At 71.0% G+C, this 14,503-nt stretch carries 15 protein-coding genes; 3 read left to right on the top strand and 12 right to left on the bottom strand.

Annotation, left to right across the window (positions count from 1 at the left end):
• Window positions 1–60 precede the first annotated feature (60 nt).
• Both purE and HD597_RS44215 read right to left on the bottom strand, forming a co-directional pair.
• Entirely contained in the window at window positions 61–555 is a 495-nt protein-coding gene (purE, locus tag HD597_RS44210) for a 5-(carboxyamino)imidazole ribonucleotide mutase (RefSeq protein WP_308210812.1), read from the bottom strand.
• A 46-nt stretch (window positions 556–601) separates the two neighbouring features.
• Window positions 602–1,750 carry a 5-(carboxyamino)imidazole ribonucleotide synthase gene (locus HD597_RS44215; protein WP_308210814.1) on the bottom strand — a complete coding sequence of 383 codons (1,149 nt, stop codon included), beginning with the start codon at window positions 1,748–1,750 and terminating at the stop codon, window positions 602–604.
• A gap of 335 nt (window positions 1,751–2,085) precedes the next feature.
• Between HD597_RS44215 and HD597_RS44220 the strand changes: the two genes are divergently transcribed.
• Complete coding sequence (locus tag HD597_RS44220) at window positions 2,086–2,562, top strand: GtrA family protein (RefSeq protein ID WP_253751919.1); 477 nt, start codon at window positions 2,086–2,088, stop codon at window positions 2,560–2,562.
• On the opposite strand, the gene HD597_RS44225 is transcribed toward HD597_RS44220, so the two are convergent.
• The 9 genes from HD597_RS44225 to HD597_RS44265 all read right to left on the bottom strand — a co-directional run bounded on the left by HD597_RS44225 (window position 2,546) and on the right by HD597_RS44265 (window position 9,778).
• Window positions 2,546–3,823 (bottom strand): ATP-binding protein, encoded by a 1,278-nt coding sequence (locus HD597_RS44225; RefSeq protein ID WP_253751923.1) that lies wholly within the window; start codon window positions 3,821–3,823, stop codon window positions 2,546–2,548. The genes HD597_RS44220 and HD597_RS44225 overlap by 17 nt on opposite strands.
• Before the next feature lie 3 nt (window positions 3,824–3,826).
• Entirely contained in the window at window positions 3,827–4,495 is a 669-nt protein-coding gene (locus tag HD597_RS44230; RefSeq protein ID WP_043620820.1) for a response regulator transcription factor, read from the bottom strand.
• A gap of 308 nt (window positions 4,496–4,803) precedes the next feature.
• Window positions 4,804–5,289, bottom strand: a complete 486-nt coding sequence (bfr, locus tag HD597_RS44235; protein WP_253751926.1) for a bacterioferritin — start codon at window positions 5,287–5,289, stop codon at window positions 4,804–4,806.
• Window positions 5,290–5,313: 24 nt separating this feature from the next.
• Entirely contained in the window at window positions 5,314–5,526 is a 213-nt protein-coding gene (locus HD597_RS44240) for a (2Fe-2S)-binding protein (RefSeq protein WP_308210815.1), read from the bottom strand.
• Window positions 5,527–5,606: 80 nt separating this feature from the next.
• Window positions 5,607–6,227, bottom strand: a complete 621-nt coding sequence (locus HD597_RS44245) for an MBL fold metallo-hydrolase (protein ID WP_253751929.1) — start codon at window positions 6,225–6,227, stop codon at window positions 5,607–5,609.
• Window positions 6,227–7,312 carry an S-(hydroxymethyl)mycothiol dehydrogenase gene (locus tag HD597_RS44250; protein ID WP_253751932.1) on the bottom strand — a complete coding sequence of 362 codons (1,086 nt, stop codon included), beginning with the start codon at window positions 7,310–7,312 and terminating at the stop codon, window positions 6,227–6,229. The genes HD597_RS44245 and HD597_RS44250 overlap by 1 nt, the downstream gene beginning before the upstream one ends.
• Window positions 7,313–7,327: 15 nt before the next feature.
• A complete protein-coding gene (locus tag HD597_RS44255) occupies window positions 7,328–8,299 on the bottom strand; it encodes an adenylate/guanylate cyclase domain-containing protein (protein WP_253751935.1) in 972 nt (323 codons plus the stop codon).
• A gap of 89 nt (window positions 8,300–8,388) precedes the next feature.
• Entirely contained in the window at window positions 8,389–8,898 is a 510-nt protein-coding gene (locus HD597_RS44260) for a PH domain-containing protein (protein WP_253751938.1), read from the bottom strand.
• A 58-nt stretch (window positions 8,899–8,956) separates the two neighbouring features.
• Window positions 8,957–9,778, bottom strand: a complete 822-nt coding sequence (locus HD597_RS44265; RefSeq protein ID WP_253751940.1) for a biotin--[acetyl-CoA-carboxylase] ligase — start codon at window positions 9,776–9,778, stop codon at window positions 8,957–8,959.
• A gap of 55 nt (window positions 9,779–9,833) precedes the next feature.
• Here HD597_RS44265 and fdhD point away from each other — a divergent pair, with 55 nt between their 5' ends.
• The gene (gene fdhD, locus HD597_RS44270; RefSeq protein WP_253751943.1) at window positions 9,834–10,673 is read left to right on the top strand and encodes a formate dehydrogenase accessory sulfurtransferase FdhD; all 840 of its coding nucleotides are present in this window, start codon (window positions 9,834–9,836) and stop codon (window positions 10,671–10,673) included.
• 74 nt (window positions 10,674–10,747) lie between these two features.
• On the top strand, window positions 10,748–11,830 hold the full coding sequence (locus HD597_RS44275; RefSeq protein WP_253751946.1) for an epoxide hydrolase family protein: 1,083 nt from the start codon (window positions 10,748–10,750) through the stop codon (window positions 11,828–11,830).
• Window positions 11,831–11,880: 50 nt separating this feature from the next.
• Here the strand turns inward: HD597_RS44275 and HD597_RS44280 are convergent, their stop codons facing one another.
• On the bottom strand, window positions 11,881–14,502 hold the full coding sequence (locus tag HD597_RS44280) for a phosphoenolpyruvate carboxylase (protein ID WP_253751949.1): 2,622 nt from the start codon (window positions 14,500–14,502) through the stop codon (window positions 11,881–11,883).
• Between the last annotated feature and the right edge of the window lies 1 nt (window position 14,503).

Consider the following 14,503-nt stretch of genomic DNA (forward strand, 5'->3'; position numbering starts at 1 on the left):
GCCACGACCCCCGGGAAAAAGGCGGTTTACCGGCCGCTTATGGCTCTGTGACCGAGGCTCCTACAGCTCGGCGGCCTCAGCGCGCAGCTTCTCGCCCTTGGCGTACGCCTGCTCCTTCAACCGCTCCTGGAACTGCATCATCTTCTCCCGCAGCCCCGCGTCGGAGGCGGCCAGGATCCGTACGGCCAGCAGCCCGGCGTTACGCGCCCCGCCGACCGCGACCGTGGCGACCGGCACCCCGGCCGGCATCTGCACGATCGACAGCAGGGAGTCCATCCCGTCGAGGTACTTCAGCGGCACCGGCACGCCGATGACCGGCAGCGGGGTGACCGAGGCCAGCATGCCGGGCAGGTGGGCGGCCCCGCCGGCGCCGGCGATGATCACCTGGATGCCGCGGGAGGCGGCCTGGCGGCCGTAGTCGATCATCTCGGTGGGCATGCGGTGCGCCGACACCACGTCGGCCTCGAACGGCACCCCGAACTCGGCGACGGCCTCCGCGGCGGCCTTCATGACCGGCCAGTCGGAGTCGCTCCCCATCACGATGCCGATCTTCACGGCGCCTCCTTCGGAGCCACCGAGAAGATCAGGATGCTGCGCTCTCTCACGTGTACTCCCCGGTCATGAGGTAGACGGCGGCGTGGCGGGCGCGGGCGCGGACCTCGTCGAGGTTGGAGCCGAGGGCGGTCACGTGGCCGATCTTGCGGCCCGGCCGCACCTCCTTGCCGTAGAAGTGCAGCTTGATGCCCGGGTCGTGGGCCATGACGTGCTCGTACCGCTTGAACAGGTCGGGGTCGTCACCGCCGAGCAGGTTGGCCATGACGACGTGCTGGGCGGTCATCCTGGGCGCGCCGAGCGGCAGGTCGAGCACGGCCCGCAGGTGCTGCTCGAACTGGGAGGTGGTGGAGCCTTCGATGGTCCAGTGGCCGCTGTTGTGCGGGCGCATGGCCAGCTCGTTGACGACCAGCCCCCTCTCCGACTGGAACAGCTCCACGGCCAGCAGCCCGGTCACGCCGAGCTCGTTGGCGATCGTCAGGGCGATGCGCTGGGCCTGGGCGGACTGCTCCTGGTCGAGCCCGGGCGCCGGGGCGATGACCTCGACGCAGATGCCGTTCTCCTGCACGGTCTCCACGACCGGGTAGCTCACGCCCTGCCCGTGCGGCGAGCGGGCGACCAGCACGGCCAGCTCCCGCTCGAACGGCACGAACGCCTCCGCCATGAGCTCCACGCCGGTCGCGAACGCCTCGGCGACCTCCTCGGGCGTGCGGCACACCCACACGCCGCGCCCGTCGTAGCCGCCGCGCACCGCCTTCAGCACCACGGGCCAGCCGTGCTCGGCGGCGAAGCCCGCCACGTCGTCGGCGGACGACACCCGCGCCCAGGCGGGGCAGGGCGCGCCGATCCTGGTCAGGCGCTCGCGCATGACGGCCTTGTCCTGGGCGTGCACGAGGGCGTCGGCGCCGGGGTGCACGACGTAGCCGTTGGCGGTCAGGGCCCTGATGTGCTCGGTGGGCACGTGCTCGTGGTCGAACGTGATCACGTCGCAGCCCTTGGCGAACTCGCGGAGGTCTCCGAGATCGCGGTAGTCACCGATGCGCGTGTCGACGATGACCCGGGCGGCGCTCTCCTCGGGGTTGTTGGCCAGCACCCGCAGCTCGACGCCGAGCGCGATGGCGGGCGGCTGCGACATCCTGGCCAGCTGGCCCGCGCCGACGATGCCGACGACCGGTCCGATGGGGCTGTAGGAACTCACGCCAGGTGAGCTTACCGGGACGGAACGACTGCGCCGACTGCGCCCCTGACCAGCCAGGCGCGTCGCCTCCCGGCAGCCGGTCGCGCGGGCGAGGGCTGGACGGCCGTTCCGGGTCGCCCGGCGGACGGAACCGCCCGGCGGGCACGACCGCCCAGCGTTCGCGTGCCCTCGAACTGTTCAGCAGGGTAAACCTTGCGAAACGGGTATGCCGGATATCGGACGAAGTTTCTGAAGACCCATTTTCTGACCTTTGTTCATCCCTCTGACACCCGGGCTCCATCGTGGCCGGTACGCTGGGGGCGCAAGGCCGACTAGGGAAGGGACCGAGCAGAGACGTGGACTTCACCAGACGCCTCTACCACCGGTTCTCGTCCCTCGTGCACGAGCTGGCCAAGTTCGGCAGCATCGGCGCCGTGGCGTTCGTCATCGACACGAGCCTGCTCAACCTGTTCAACCTCTTTCTCGGCCCGCTCACGTCCAAGCTCTTCGCCACGATCATCTCCACCACCTTCGCGTACGTCGGCAACCGCTTCTGGACCTTCCGCCACCGCGAGCAGAGCGGCCTGCGCCGGGAATACTTCCTGTTCTTCCTGCTCAACGGCATCGCACTGCTGTTCGGCATACTGACGATCGGCTTCACCACCTACACCCTCAACCTGCACGACCCCCTCAGCTTCAACATCGCCAACATCGTGGGCGTGGGCCTCGGCACGCTGTTCCGCTACTGGTCGTACAAGAAGTGGGTGTTCCTGGAGGCCACCGACCCGATCCCGGTCGAGCTGCCCGAGGGCGGGGTCAAGCCGGGCCGCTGACCACCCGGTTCCGCCCGTCGTCCTCCGCCGGGCGCAGGAAGACGGCGAACGTCGCGGGGCGCCGCCGTACGAGCTCCAGCCGGCCGCCGTCGGCCGCGGCCAGCGCGCGGGCGAGCGTCAGCCCGAGCCCGGTGCCTCCGCCGCCGCTGACGTTCCTCTCGAAGATCTTGGGGGCGATCTCGTCGGCGATGCCGGGGCCCTCGTCCGCGACCTCGGTCACCACGTAGTTGCCGCCGAACGAGGTGGTGACGGAGACGGCGCCACCGCCGTGCCGCAGCGAGTTCTCCAGCAGCGAGGCGATCACCTGGCCGAAGCCTCCGGTGGTGGCCATCGCCTTCAGCCCGCGGGAGCCTTCGAGCTGCAGCGTGCGGCCCGCGTCGCGGAAGACCGGCTCCCACTCGGTGATCTGCTGGCCCAGCACCTCGTCGATCGCGACCGGCTCGGCCTGGGCGTGCCGCTGGCGGCGGGCTGCGGCCAGCAGCTCGTCGATCACGGCGGTGAGCCGCTCGGCCTGCACGATCGCCGCCTCGCCCTCCTCGCGCACGACCTCGGGCTCGCCCGCGGAGGCCACGATCTCCTCCAGGCGCATGGTCAGGCCGGTCAAGGGGGTGCGAAGCTGGTGGGAGGCGTCGGTGGCGAACTCTCGTTCGCGGGTGAGCAGGTCGGAAATGCGGGTGGCGCTGCGGTCGAGCACCTGGGCCACGCGGTCGAGCTCGGGGATGCCGTAGCGGTGTTTGCTCGGGCGCGCGTCGCCTGAGCCCAGTCGTTCGGCGATCTTCGCCAGGTCCTGCAGGGGCAGCGTCAGGCGGCGTGACTGCACGACGGCGAGGCTCACGGCCACCGCCAGGGCGGCGCCGGCCAGGGCCACGATGAGCAGCAGGCGGGCCCGTACGTCCTGCTCGACCTGATCGCGGTCGCGGCTGATCCGCACGTAGACACCGGTGTTGGTCTGGGCGTCCTCTGTCATCAGGTGACCCGACGGCGGGGGGTCGCCGACGACGGTCACCCTCAGGGGGGTTCCGCGCTCCCAGATCTGGATGAACCTGCCCGGGTACTTTTGCTCCAGTTGCTGGGGGTCGAGCGGCGTCTCCTGGACGCGGGCGTACTCCACCTCTCCCACGAGACGCTTGGCTTCCGCCCCGAGCTCCTGAGCCGCCTCATCGACGATCAGACGGCTGACGACGACGCCCAGGGGGACCCCCAGCAGCAGGACCGCGATTACCGCGACGACCAGGGTGGAGGAGAGCAGTCGGCGGCGCATCTCCTACTCGCGCTCGAACCGGAAGCCGACTCCCCGGACGGTGGTGATGTAGCGCGGCTTGGCCGCGTCGTCGCCGAGCTTGCGGCGCAGCCAGGAGATGTGCATGTCGAGCGTCTTGGTGGAGCCCCACCAGTTGGTGTCCCACACCTCGCGCATGATCTGCTCGCGGGTGACGACCTTGCCCGCGTCGCGGACCAGGACGCGCAGCAGGTCGAACTCCTTGGTGGTCAGATGCAGCTCCTTCTCCCCCATCCAGGCGCGCCGCGAGTCGGCGTCGATGCGCACGCCCTGGACGACCGGGGTCTCGGAGGTGCCGCGGCGCAGCAGCGCCCGCACCCTGGCCAGCAGCTCTGCCAGCCGGAACGGCTTGGTCACGTAGTCGTCCGCGCCGGCGTCGAGGCCGACGACGGTGTCCACCTCGTCGACGCGGGCGGTCAGTATGAGCACCGGGGTGCCGTGGCCCTCGGCCCGGATCCGGCGGGCGACCTCGAGGCCGTCCATCTCCGGCAGGCCAAGGTCAAGAACGATCAGGTCGATGCCGCCCGACAGGGCCCTCTCCAGGGCCTGCGGGCCGTCGGGGCTCACTTCGACCTGATAGCCCTCGCGGCGCAGCGCACGCGCGAGTGGCTCTGAGATCGAGGTGTCATCCTCGGCGAGAAGTACGCAGGTCATGAAGCGATCGTAGGACCTTAAGCGATCGTTTCCCGGGCACAGCGCGCGGTTTGACTTGTCGTTGACCTATCCATTGACCTGGGCAAACACAGCTAAAATACGGTAGGTCGTGATTAAAACACCGCCGTTTTCGGCCTTCGATTCATCGGACGATCATGCATGGGTGCACGATTCCGAGATCGTGTCGTCCGCCGGGATGGGCGGGCCGCACCGGCGGGTCAGCTTGTTGTCAGGCCCCATACATGGAGAAAGGTGAGCCCCTGGCCCACCTGACCCCCCCTTGCGTCCTCGCCGGCTCAGTCGGCGGCTCAGTCGTCGGCGGACGGCGGCTCGGCGTACCGGGCGAGGTAGAGCTGGATCCCGAGGCTGTTGATCAGCCCCAGCTCGGTCTCCAGGTAGTCGATGTGCTCTTCCTCGTCCTTCAGGATGTCCTCGAAGATGTTCGCCGAGGTGATGTCGCCCTTCTCGCGCATGAGCGCGATCCCCGGCCGCAACCGCTGCACCACCGACAGCTCCACCTCGAGGTCGGCCCTCAGCTGCTCCTCGACGGTCTGGCCGATGTGCAAGGTCCCGAGGCGCTGGTAGTTGGGCAGGCCCTCCAGGAAGAGGATGCGATCGGTGAGGCGCTCGGCGTGGCGCATCTCGTCGATCGACTCGTAGCGGGTGTGCTCGGCGAGCTTCGTGTACCCCCAGTTCTCCTGCATCTTGGCGTGCAGGAAGTACTGGTTGATCGCGGTGAGCTCCGCGGTCAGCTGTTCGTTGAGCAATTCGATGATCTGCTTGTCGCCCTGCATGACGGGCCCCTCATCGCTATCCGGCTATGCGGTCGTCAGTTCGTCAGACCGTTTCAGGATCGCACAGATCTTCCGCACACAACGGGCACAGTCCCCACCAGCACCGGTGGTGTCGCGGATCTGCTTCGCGCTCTTTGCCCCGGCAGCGATGCAGTCGTGGACCTCATTCTCGGTCACAGCACGACAAATGCACACGTACATCCAGGGACAAACCTCTCGCGAAGGGATGGGCGCCATAAGGTTAGGCACACCTAAGGTAACCCACTTTGGTAAGGCTTGCCTACGTTGGGTGGGTCACAAACGCCTATCCCCCGCTGTCAGTGCCCTCGCGAGATCCACTCCTCCAGGTGCGGAGCCTCCGCGCCGATCGCGGTCGAGTCGCCGTGACCCGTGTGCACGACCGTCTCCGGCGGGAGCGTCAGCAGCCGCTCCCTGATCGACTCGATGATCGTCTCGAACGAGCTGTACGAGCGGCCCGTCGCCCCCGGCCCGCCCTTGAACAGGGTGTCACCGCTGAAGACGGCCCCCAGCTCGGGCGCGTACGCGCAGACCGCGCCCGGCGAGTGCCCCGGCGTGTGCAGGATCTGCAGGGCGACGCCGCCGGTCAGCAGCTTCTCCCCGTCGGCCAGCGGCTCGTACGTCACCTCCGGCCCGTACACCTGCTCCCACAACACCTGGTCCGCCGGGTGCAGCCGGATCGGCGCCCCGGTCAGCGCGGCCAGGTCGCGGGCGGCGTTGATGTGGTCGTTGTGCGCGTGCGTGCAGACGATGGCGGCGACCGTGCGCCCGCCCACCCGCTCGGCGATCGCCGCCGCGTCGTGGGCCGCGTCGATGACCACGACCTCGCGCGCGTCGCCGACCAGCCAGACGTTGTTGTCGACGTCCCAGGTGCCGCCGTCCAGCGAGAACGTACCCGAGGTGATGATCCGGTCGATCATCAGAGCACCACCACCGAACGCAGCACCTCGCCCCGGTGCATCTTGCCGAACGCCTCCTCGACCTGATCGAGCCCGATCGTCTCGGAGACGAACTTGTCGAGCGGCAGCCTGTTCTGCAGGAACAGGTCGATCAGCATGGGGAAGTCGCGGCTCGGCAGGCAGTCGCCGTACCAGGAGGACTTCAGCGCGCCGCCGCGGCCGAACACGTCCAGCAGCGGCAGGTCGATGCGCATGTCGGGAGTGGGCACGCCGACCAGCACGACCGTGCCGGCCAGGTCGCGGGCGTAGAACGCCTGCTCGTACGTCTCGGGCCGGCCGACCGCCTCGATGACCACGTCGGCGCCGTTGCCGCCGGTGAGGTCGCGGATCGCCTCGACCGGGTCCGCGGAGCGGGAGTTGACCGTGTGCGTGGCGCCGAACCCGCGCGCCCACTCCAGCTTCCTGTCGTCCACGTCCACCGCGATGACCTTCGCGGCGCCCGCCAGCGAGGCGCCGAGGATCGCCGCGTCGCCGACGCCGCCGCAGCCGATCACCGCCACGCTGTCGCCCCGGGTGACCCCGCCGGTGTTGACGGCCGCGCCGATGCCGGCCATCACGCCGCACCCGAGCAGGCCCGCGACCTGCGCCGGGGCCTCGGCCGAGACCTTCGTGCACTGGCCGGCCGCGACCAGCGTCTTCTCCAGGAACGCGCCGATGCCCAGCGCGGGCGACAGCTCGGTGCCGTCCTTGAGCGTCATCTTCTGCGTGGCGTTGTGCGTGGCGAAGCAGTACCACGGGCGACCGCGCAGGCAGGCACGGCACTGGCCGCACACCGCGCGCCAGTTGAGGATCACGAAGTCGCCCGGCTCCAGGCCGGTGACCCCCTCGCCGACCGCCTCCACCGTGCCCGCCGCCTCGTGTCCCAGCAGGAACGGGTAGTCGTCGCTGATCCCGCCCTCGCGATAGTGCAGGTCGGTGTGGCACACGCCGCAGGCCTGCACGTTCACCACCGCCTCGCCCGGACCCGGATCCGGCACGAGCACCGTCTCGAGAGAAACTTCCTGACCCTTGCCCCGGGCTACCACGCCCTGCACTTCGTACGGCATGCCAGTCATCTTGGGTCAGGAGGATGATCTCCGCAAGACATAGGGCTGCACCACGCCGAGACCCCTCGCCGGACGGCGTCTGATCTTGTGCAACTCGTACGGCTCGCCGCCGAGCCCGCCGGCCAGCGACTCGTCGACGAGGATCGTGCCGGGCCGGGCGATGGCGGTGAGCCGGGCGGCGAGGTTGACGGTGGTGCCGAAGACGTCGCCCATCATGGGCAGCACCGGGCCGTACGCCATCCCGATGCGCAGCTCGTCCGTCTCCACCAGGTCGAGGGCGACGGCCGCGGCCTGCTCGGGGCCCTGCGCGGTGAACAGCACCTCATCGCCCAGCGTCTTGACCAGCCGGGCGCCGTGGCCGGCCACCACGTCGGAGGCCCGCGACTCGAACCCCTCCACCAGCCCGGCCAGCTCCTTCTCGTCGAGCTCGCGGCTGCGCCGGGTGAACGACACCAGGTCCGCGAACCCCACCGCCATCGCCACCCTGGTCGGCACCAGCTCGTCGTTGACGTCGGCGATGGCCAGCAGTCTCGTGCCGGCGGCGGCGAGCTGGGCCCGCCAGACGTGGGTGAGCACGTGCTCGAAGTCGGGCATCAGCACCTGCGCCGCGCCGAGCACCGCCGCCAGGTCGCCCTCGGACGGCTCGGACGGGAGCATCGTGCCGATCATGATCTCGGCCTGCCACTGCGCCAGCCTGGCCGTGGTCTGGCCGAGCGCGCGGGCCATGCGGATCACGGTCTGCTCGTCGAGCAGGCCGCCGTCGAGCATGCTGCGCACCCGGCGCAGCGCGTCGACGTCGGCCTCGGTGAACGCCACGGCGTCGTCCGCCCGCTGCGCGAAGCCGAGCGCGCGCCAGATGCGCTCGGCCAGCTCCCGCGGCACCCCGCTCCTGGCGGAGACCTCCGCCCGCGTGTACCGGGGCGGCAGGCCGACCAGCAGTCGCTCGATCTCCTCGGCGCTCGGGCGGCCGGGACGGGCTTCGCTCACCCGAGGAGGCTACTTGACGGCCCCTCGCCTTCGCCGCCGGAGGCGGCTGCTTCGGCGCCCGTGTGACCTCGCCGCCGGAGGCGGCTGTTTCAGCGCCCGTCGACCTCGCCGTCCGAGGCGTCCTCGACGAGCCTGAACAGGTCGGTGCGCACGTCCTGGATCCTCGGGATGTCCTTCAGCACGATCTCCCCGCGGTCACCGGCCGACTCGACCGTCAGCGTGCCGCAGCCGAGCAGCCGCTCCGGAAAGGTCTGGTCCGAGCTCACCGTGTTGACCTTGGTGATCGGGATCTCGTCGGTCGACTTGTTGAGCACGCCCGTGCTGATCGTGAAGCGGTGCGTGGTGAGCACGTAGCCGGTGTTCTTCCACTGCAGGTACGGCACGAACGACCAGATCGTGAGCAGGATGAGCCCGATGACGACGACCGCGATCCTGGCGTAGGACACGTACTCGAAGTCCGGGATGAAGTACAGCGCGGCGCCCGTGGCCGCGGCGATGAGGACCAGCGCGATGAAGGGGACGATGAGCCGCTTCCAGTGGGGGTGGAAGGATCGGACGCGCCGCTCACCCTGCGTCAGATGGTGGTCGGGAAGGGTCATGGGCAGCATCGTGCCACCATCGGGGTGCCGGGGCCATGCCCATGACGCAACGGGCAGCTCAGCCCACGGCCCGCACGTGCACCACGTCGCCCGCGCTCAGGGTGTACCGCTCGCCGCCGGACTCCAGCTGCAGGTGGCCCGAGCCGTCCACGCCGGTCGCGAGCCCGGTCAGCGTCTGCCCGCCCGGCAGCTCCACCCTGACCTGGCGGCCCACCGTGGCGCTGACGGCGAGGTAGGCCGCGCGCAGCCCCGACGCGTCGGCGTCGCCCTTGGCCTCCGTCCACTCCCGGTAGTGGGCCTCGACCTCCCTGAGCACGGCGCGCAGCAGCGGGTCACGGTCGAGGCAGGCCCCCTCCGCGATGCTCAGCGAGGTGGCCGTCTCGGTGGGCAGCTCGTCGGGGCGGAGGGTGACGTTCAGGCCCATGCCGATGACGACCGCGTCGTCCACCCGCTCGGCCAGCACCCCGGCCAGCTTGCGCTCGCCGATCAGCAGGTCGTTGGGCCACTTGAGGCCCACCTCGACCTCCGCCAGGCGGCGTACGGCGGAGGCGGCGGCCACGCCGTACAGGAGCGACAGCCAGCCCTGCGCCAGCGGCGGCACGCCGGGCCTGAGCAGGATCGAGAACGTCAGCCCTGAACGGGGCGGCGCCGACCAGGTGCGGCCCAGCCGCCCGCGGCCGGCCTGCTGCGCCTCCGCGACCAGCACCGTGCCTTCGGGCGCGCCGCCCCTGGCCGCCTCGGCCAGGTCGGCGTTGGTGGAGCCGGTGCTGTCGACGACGGTGACACCGGTCCACATCGAGCCCGGGCGGACCAGGGCCCGGTTGAGCGACGCCTCGGACAGCGGCGGGCGGTCGAGGTCGGAGTAGCGTGAGTCGGCCATCTCCCCATCTTGGCTGATGACGGGCGCGGCGAGGCCGAAGAGGCAAGATGGTGGGGTGAGCGAGCGCCCCGGGCCGACCACCCGGATCAGGATCACGGAGCTGTCCGGCCCGGCCGCCCGTCAGCGGCGCGACGACCTGGCCACGGAGGAGCCGCTGGAGCTCCGCCTCACCGCCCCCGACGGCACGCGCAGGACGGTGGCGATCACCATGCGCACGCCGGGGCACGACTTCGAGCTGGCCGCCGGCTTCCTGCACGGCGAGGGCCTGGTGCGCCACGGCGACGTCGCGTCGATCGCGTACTGCACCGACGAGGACCTGCCGCCCGAGGCCCGCTACAACACCGTCACGGTGCGCCTGCGCGGCCCGGTGCCCGACCTGCCCGCGCTCGACCGCCACTTCCTCACCTCCAGCGCCTGCGGCGTCTGCGGCTCGGCGAGCCTCGACGCGCTGCGCGACCGCTGCGCCTCCGTCCCCCGCGGCTCGCTCGCGCTGGCTCCCGAGGTGCTGTACGGGCTGCCGGACGCGTTGCGCGCGGCCCAGGGCGGGTTCGGCAAGACGGGCGGCCTGCACGCCGCCGGGCTGTTCGCGCGCGACGGCGCCCTGGCCGCGGCCCGCGAGGACGTGGGCCGCCACAACGCGGTGGACAAGCTGGTCGGCTGGGCGTCCATGGCCGGGCGGTTGCCGCTGGCCGAGCACGTGCTCATGGTCAGCGGGCGGGCCAGCTACGAGATCATGCAGAAGGCGCTGGCGGCGGGCGTCCCGGTGGTGTGCGCGGTGTCGGCGCCGTCGTCGCTGGCGGTGGAGCTGGCCAGGGAGTTCGGGCTGACGCTGGTGGGGTTCCTGCGCGGGGAGCGCTGCAACGTGTACGCGGGCGCGGAAAGAATCATCGCCTAACTGTGGAATGAAGCATTCCGTTCTGTTACTCTTAGAACAGAACGAAACATTCCGTTCCTTCTGGAGGTCAGATCATGAGCAGCATCACCCCCTTCCGCGTCGAGATCCCCCAGACCGACCTCGACGACCTCCAGGCCCGTCTCGCCCTGACCCGCTTCGCCGACGAGATCCCCGGCGCCGACCAGGGCGTCAGCGTCGAGCGGGTCAAGCGGCTGGTCACGCACTGGCGCGACGGCTTCGACTGGCGGGCCGTGGAGGCCCGGCTCAACGCCCACCCGCAGTTCACCACCGAGATCGACGGCCAGAACATCCACTTCCTGCACGTCCGCTCCGACAACCCCGACGCGCTCGCCCTGATCCTCACCCACGGCTGGCCCGGCTCCATCGCCGAGTACCTGCGCGCCGTCGAGCCCCTGTCGCGCCACTTCCACCTGGTCATCCCGTCGCTGCCCGGCTACGGCTTCTCGGGCCCGACGCGCGAGCTGGGCTGGAACAACCAGCGCATCGCCAGGGCCTGGGCCGAGCTGATGGCGCGGCTCGGCTACGAGCGCTACGGCGCGGTCGGCAACGACGGCGGCTCGATGATCTCCCCCGAGATCGGCAGGATCGACCCGGAGCACGTGGTGGGCGTGCACGTCACGCAGATCTTCTCCTTCCCGTCGGGCGACCCGGCCGAGTTCGCCGAGCTGAGCGAGGAGGACCAGGCGGGGCTGGCGGTGCTCGACTGGTTCTGGAAGGAGAAGGGCGCGTTCAACGTGCTGCAGTCGCAGCAGCCGCAGACGCTCGCGCACGCCATCGTCGACTCGCCCGCCGGCCTCGTCGGCTGGCTGGCCCAGCTCTTCGACGAGGACCTGGACGACGACTTCGTGGTGACCAACGCGGCCATCCACTGGCTCACCGGCACCGCCGGCTCGGCGCTGCGCCTCTACTGGGAGAACTCCCGCGCCGAGCAGCCCAAGGAGCCGACGACCGTGCCGACGGCGCTGGCCATGGGCGAGGGCGACTTCAAGTCCATCCGCCGCTTCGCCGAGCGCGACCACGCCGGCATCGTCTCCTGGAAGACCCTCCCGGCCCCGGCCCGCGGCCACTACACGGCGCACACCGCCACGGAGGCCCTCACCTCGGACGTGATCGCCTTCTTCCGCAGCATCGGCTAGGCACGAAAAAAGGCGCCCCCCTCGCTCGGGGGGGGCGCCTTCTCGTGGCGTCAGCCGGTGTTCTGCAGGCCCGCCGCCACCCCGTTCACCGACAGCAGCAGCAGCGTGGAGAGCCGGTCGCGCTCCTGGTCCGACGGGTTCTCCGTGCGCAGCGCGCGCAGCGCGCGGAGCTGGAGGTGCGACAGGGCGTCCACGTACGGGTCGCGGAGCTGGACGGCGCGCGAGAGCACCTTGCGGTTCTCCAGCAGCCGCGTGTGCCCCGTGACCCGCAGCACCAGCTCGCGGGTCCGGTCGTACTCCTCCATCACCCGCTGGGCGAAGTCCTCCCTGCCGCCCAGCGCCAGGTAGCGCTTGGCGATGGAGCGGTCGGTCTTGGCCAGCGACATCTCCGCGTTGTCCAGCATGACGTTGAACAGCGGCCACTCCGCGTAGGCCGCCCGCAGCTCGTCGAGGGAGTCGACGGCGGCCAGGCCGGTGCCCAGGCCGTACCAGCCGGGGAGGTTGACGCGGGTCTGGGCCCAGGCGAAGACCCAGGGGATGGCGCGCAGGTCGTCGAGGGAGCGCGGGGCGCCGAGGCCGCGGCGGGCCGGGCGGGAGCCGAGACGCAGGGTGCCGATCTCCTCCAGAGGGCTGACCAGGCCGAACCACTCGGGGAAGCCGGGGGCCTCAGTGAGCGCCCGGTAGGCCTGCTCCGAGGCCGTCGCCACCTGCTCCGCCAGGCCGCGGAAACGTTCGGCGGCGGTGGCGGTACGGGCGCCGACCGTGGGCGAGGAGGCCAGCAGGACGGCGTTGGCCACCTGCTCCAGGTGGCGGCGGGCGATCGCGATGTGGCCGTAGCGGGCGAAGATGACCTCACCCTGCTCGGTGACCTTGAAGCGGCCCGCGACCGAGCCGGGCGCCTGGGCCAGCACCGCGCGGTTGGCCGGGCCGCCGCCGCGGCCCAGCGCGCCGCCGCGGCCGTGGAACATGCGCAGCTGCACGTCGTGCTCGGCGGCCCAGGCCGTCAGCTCCTCCTGCGCCTCGTAGAGGCGGAGGGTGGCGGCGGCGGGGCCGAGCTCCTTGGCCGAGTCGGAGTAGCCCAGCATGATCTCCATGCGCCGCCCGGTGCCGGCCAGCCGCCGCTGCACCTCCGGGATGTCGAGCATGCCGGTGAGCACGTGCGGCGAGTTGGCCAGGTCCTGGCCCGACTCGAACAGCGGGACGACGTCGAGCACCGGCGCCCGGTCGCCCAGCGCGTGCCTGGCCAGCTCGTACACCGCCGCGACGTCCTCGGCGGAGCGGGTGAAGGAGACGACGTAGCGGGAGCAGGCGGTGACGCCGAAGCGCTCCTGGATCCAGCCGATCACCCGGATCGTGGCCAGGACCTCCTCCGTACGCTCCGACAGCTCGCCACCGGCCCGCAGCTCGGACAGGGCCGCCGCGTGCACCTGGGAGTGCTGGCGCACCTCCAGCTCGGCCAGGTGGAAGCCGAACGTCTCCACCTGCCACATGAGGTGCTGCAACTCCCCGTACGCCTGCCGCGGCGCCGAGGCTGCCAGCGACTCCTGGGCCAGCCGCAGGTCGGCCAGCAGCTCGGCGGGCGAGCGGTAGGCCAGGTCGAGGTCACGGCGGCGGGTGGCGGCGATGCGCGTGCCGACGAACAGCAGCCACTGCCGGTGCGGCTCCCGCGGCGAGCGGGTGGCCAGCTCGGACACCACGTCGGGGTGGCCGTCCACGGCCGCCGCCAGGGCCGTCCGCAGCTCGGCCGAGCAGGGCGCGAACTGGGCGGAGGCGGTCAGCGTGCGGGCGATGCGCGTGCAGGCGGTCTCGAGTGCCGTCAGCACGTGCTCGGACTGGATCTGGATGGTCTCGCGGGTGACCTTGGAGGTCACGTTGGGGTTGCCGTCGCGGTCGCCGCCGATCCAGCTTCCGTACCGGATGAACGGCCTGGCCAGCGGCGGGCGGGTGCCGGTGCGCTCGTCGAGCGCGGCGTCGAGGGAGCGGTAGACCTGCGGCACCATGCGGAACAGCGTCTCGTCGAAGGCGGCCATGGCGGTGCGCACCTCGTCGAGCGGGTCCAGCTTGGTGGAGCGGAGCTGGGCCGTACGCCACAGGAGGTCGATCTCCTCCAGCATGCGGCGCTTGCTCTCGGCGCGTTCGGAGGCGCCGCGTCCGGGCGCGTTGTACTCGGTCAGCTGGCCGCTGATGCGCTGGATCGCGGTGACGACGGCGCGCCTGCGCGCCTCCGTCGGGTGCGCGGTGAGCACCGGATGCAGCTCCAGGCCCTCCAGCAGTTCGGTGACGCGCTCGTGCCCGAGCTCGTGCACGGCCTGTGCCAGCGACTCGCGCTGCACCCTGCCCTCGGCGTCCCGCTCCCGCAGCGTGCGGATGCGGTAGTGCTCCTCGGCCAGGTTGGCCAGGTGGAAGTAGCAGGTGAACGCGCGGGCCACGGCCACGGCCCGCTCGATCTCCCATCCGGCGACCATTTCGGTGATCACGTCGGCCGAGATCTCACCCTTGCGCGCCGCGATGACGGCCTTGCGCAACCGTTCGACATCGGCCAGCAGGTCCTCGCCACCCTGTTCGGCGAGCACCTGGCCGAGCAGTTTGCCCAGCAGACGCACATCGTGGCGTAGCTCGTCCGGCATCTCGGTTACGGCGGCACTGCGACGCTCGAGCCCCTGGTCAATCATG

Source organism: Nonomuraea thailandensis (assembly GCF_024172165.1).
In the GTDB taxonomy this organism is placed as follows: Bacteria; Actinomycetota; Actinomycetes; order Streptosporangiales; family Streptosporangiaceae; genus Nonomuraea; species Nonomuraea thailandensis.

What these genes read in the sequence shown, in the direction of transcription:
- HD597_RS44225 (WP_253751923.1), bottom strand. Translation starts at nt 3,823, where the DNA reads ATGCGCCGCCGACTGCTCTCCTCCACCCTGGTCGTCGCGGTAATCGCG.
- HD597_RS44230 (WP_043620820.1), bottom strand. Translation starts at nt 4,495, where the DNA reads ATGACCTGCGTACTTCTCGCCGAGGATGACACCTCGATCTCAGAGCCA.
- bfr (WP_253751926.1), bottom strand. Translation starts at nt 5,289, where the DNA reads ATGCAGGGCGACAAGCAGATCATCGAATTGCTCAACGAACAGCTGACC.
- HD597_RS44240 (WP_308210815.1), bottom strand. Translation starts at nt 5,526, where the DNA reads ATGGCGCCCATCCCTTCGCGAGAGGTTTGTCCCTGGATGTACGTGTGC.
- HD597_RS44245 (WP_253751929.1), bottom strand. Translation starts at nt 6,227, where the DNA reads ATGATCGACCGGATCATCACCTCGGGTACGTTCTCGCTGGACGGCGGC.
- HD597_RS44250 (WP_253751932.1), bottom strand. Translation starts at nt 7,312, where the DNA reads ATGCCGTACGAAGTGCAGGGCGTGGTAGCCCGGGGCAAGGGTCAGGAA.
- HD597_RS44260 (WP_253751938.1), bottom strand. Translation starts at nt 8,898, where the DNA reads ATGACCCTTCCCGACCACCATCTGACGCAGGGTGAGCGGCGCGTCCGA.
- HD597_RS44265 (WP_253751940.1), bottom strand. Translation starts at nt 9,778, where the DNA reads ATGGCCGACTCACGCTACTCCGACCTCGACCGCCCGCCGCTGTCCGAG.
- HD597_RS44275 (WP_253751946.1), top strand. Translation starts at nt 10,748, where the DNA reads ATGAGCAGCATCACCCCCTTCCGCGTCGAGATCCCCCAGACCGACCTC.
- HD597_RS44280 (WP_253751949.1), bottom strand. Translation starts at nt 14,502, where the DNA reads ATGATTGACCAGGGGCTCGAGCGTCGCAGTGCCGCCGTAACCGAGATG.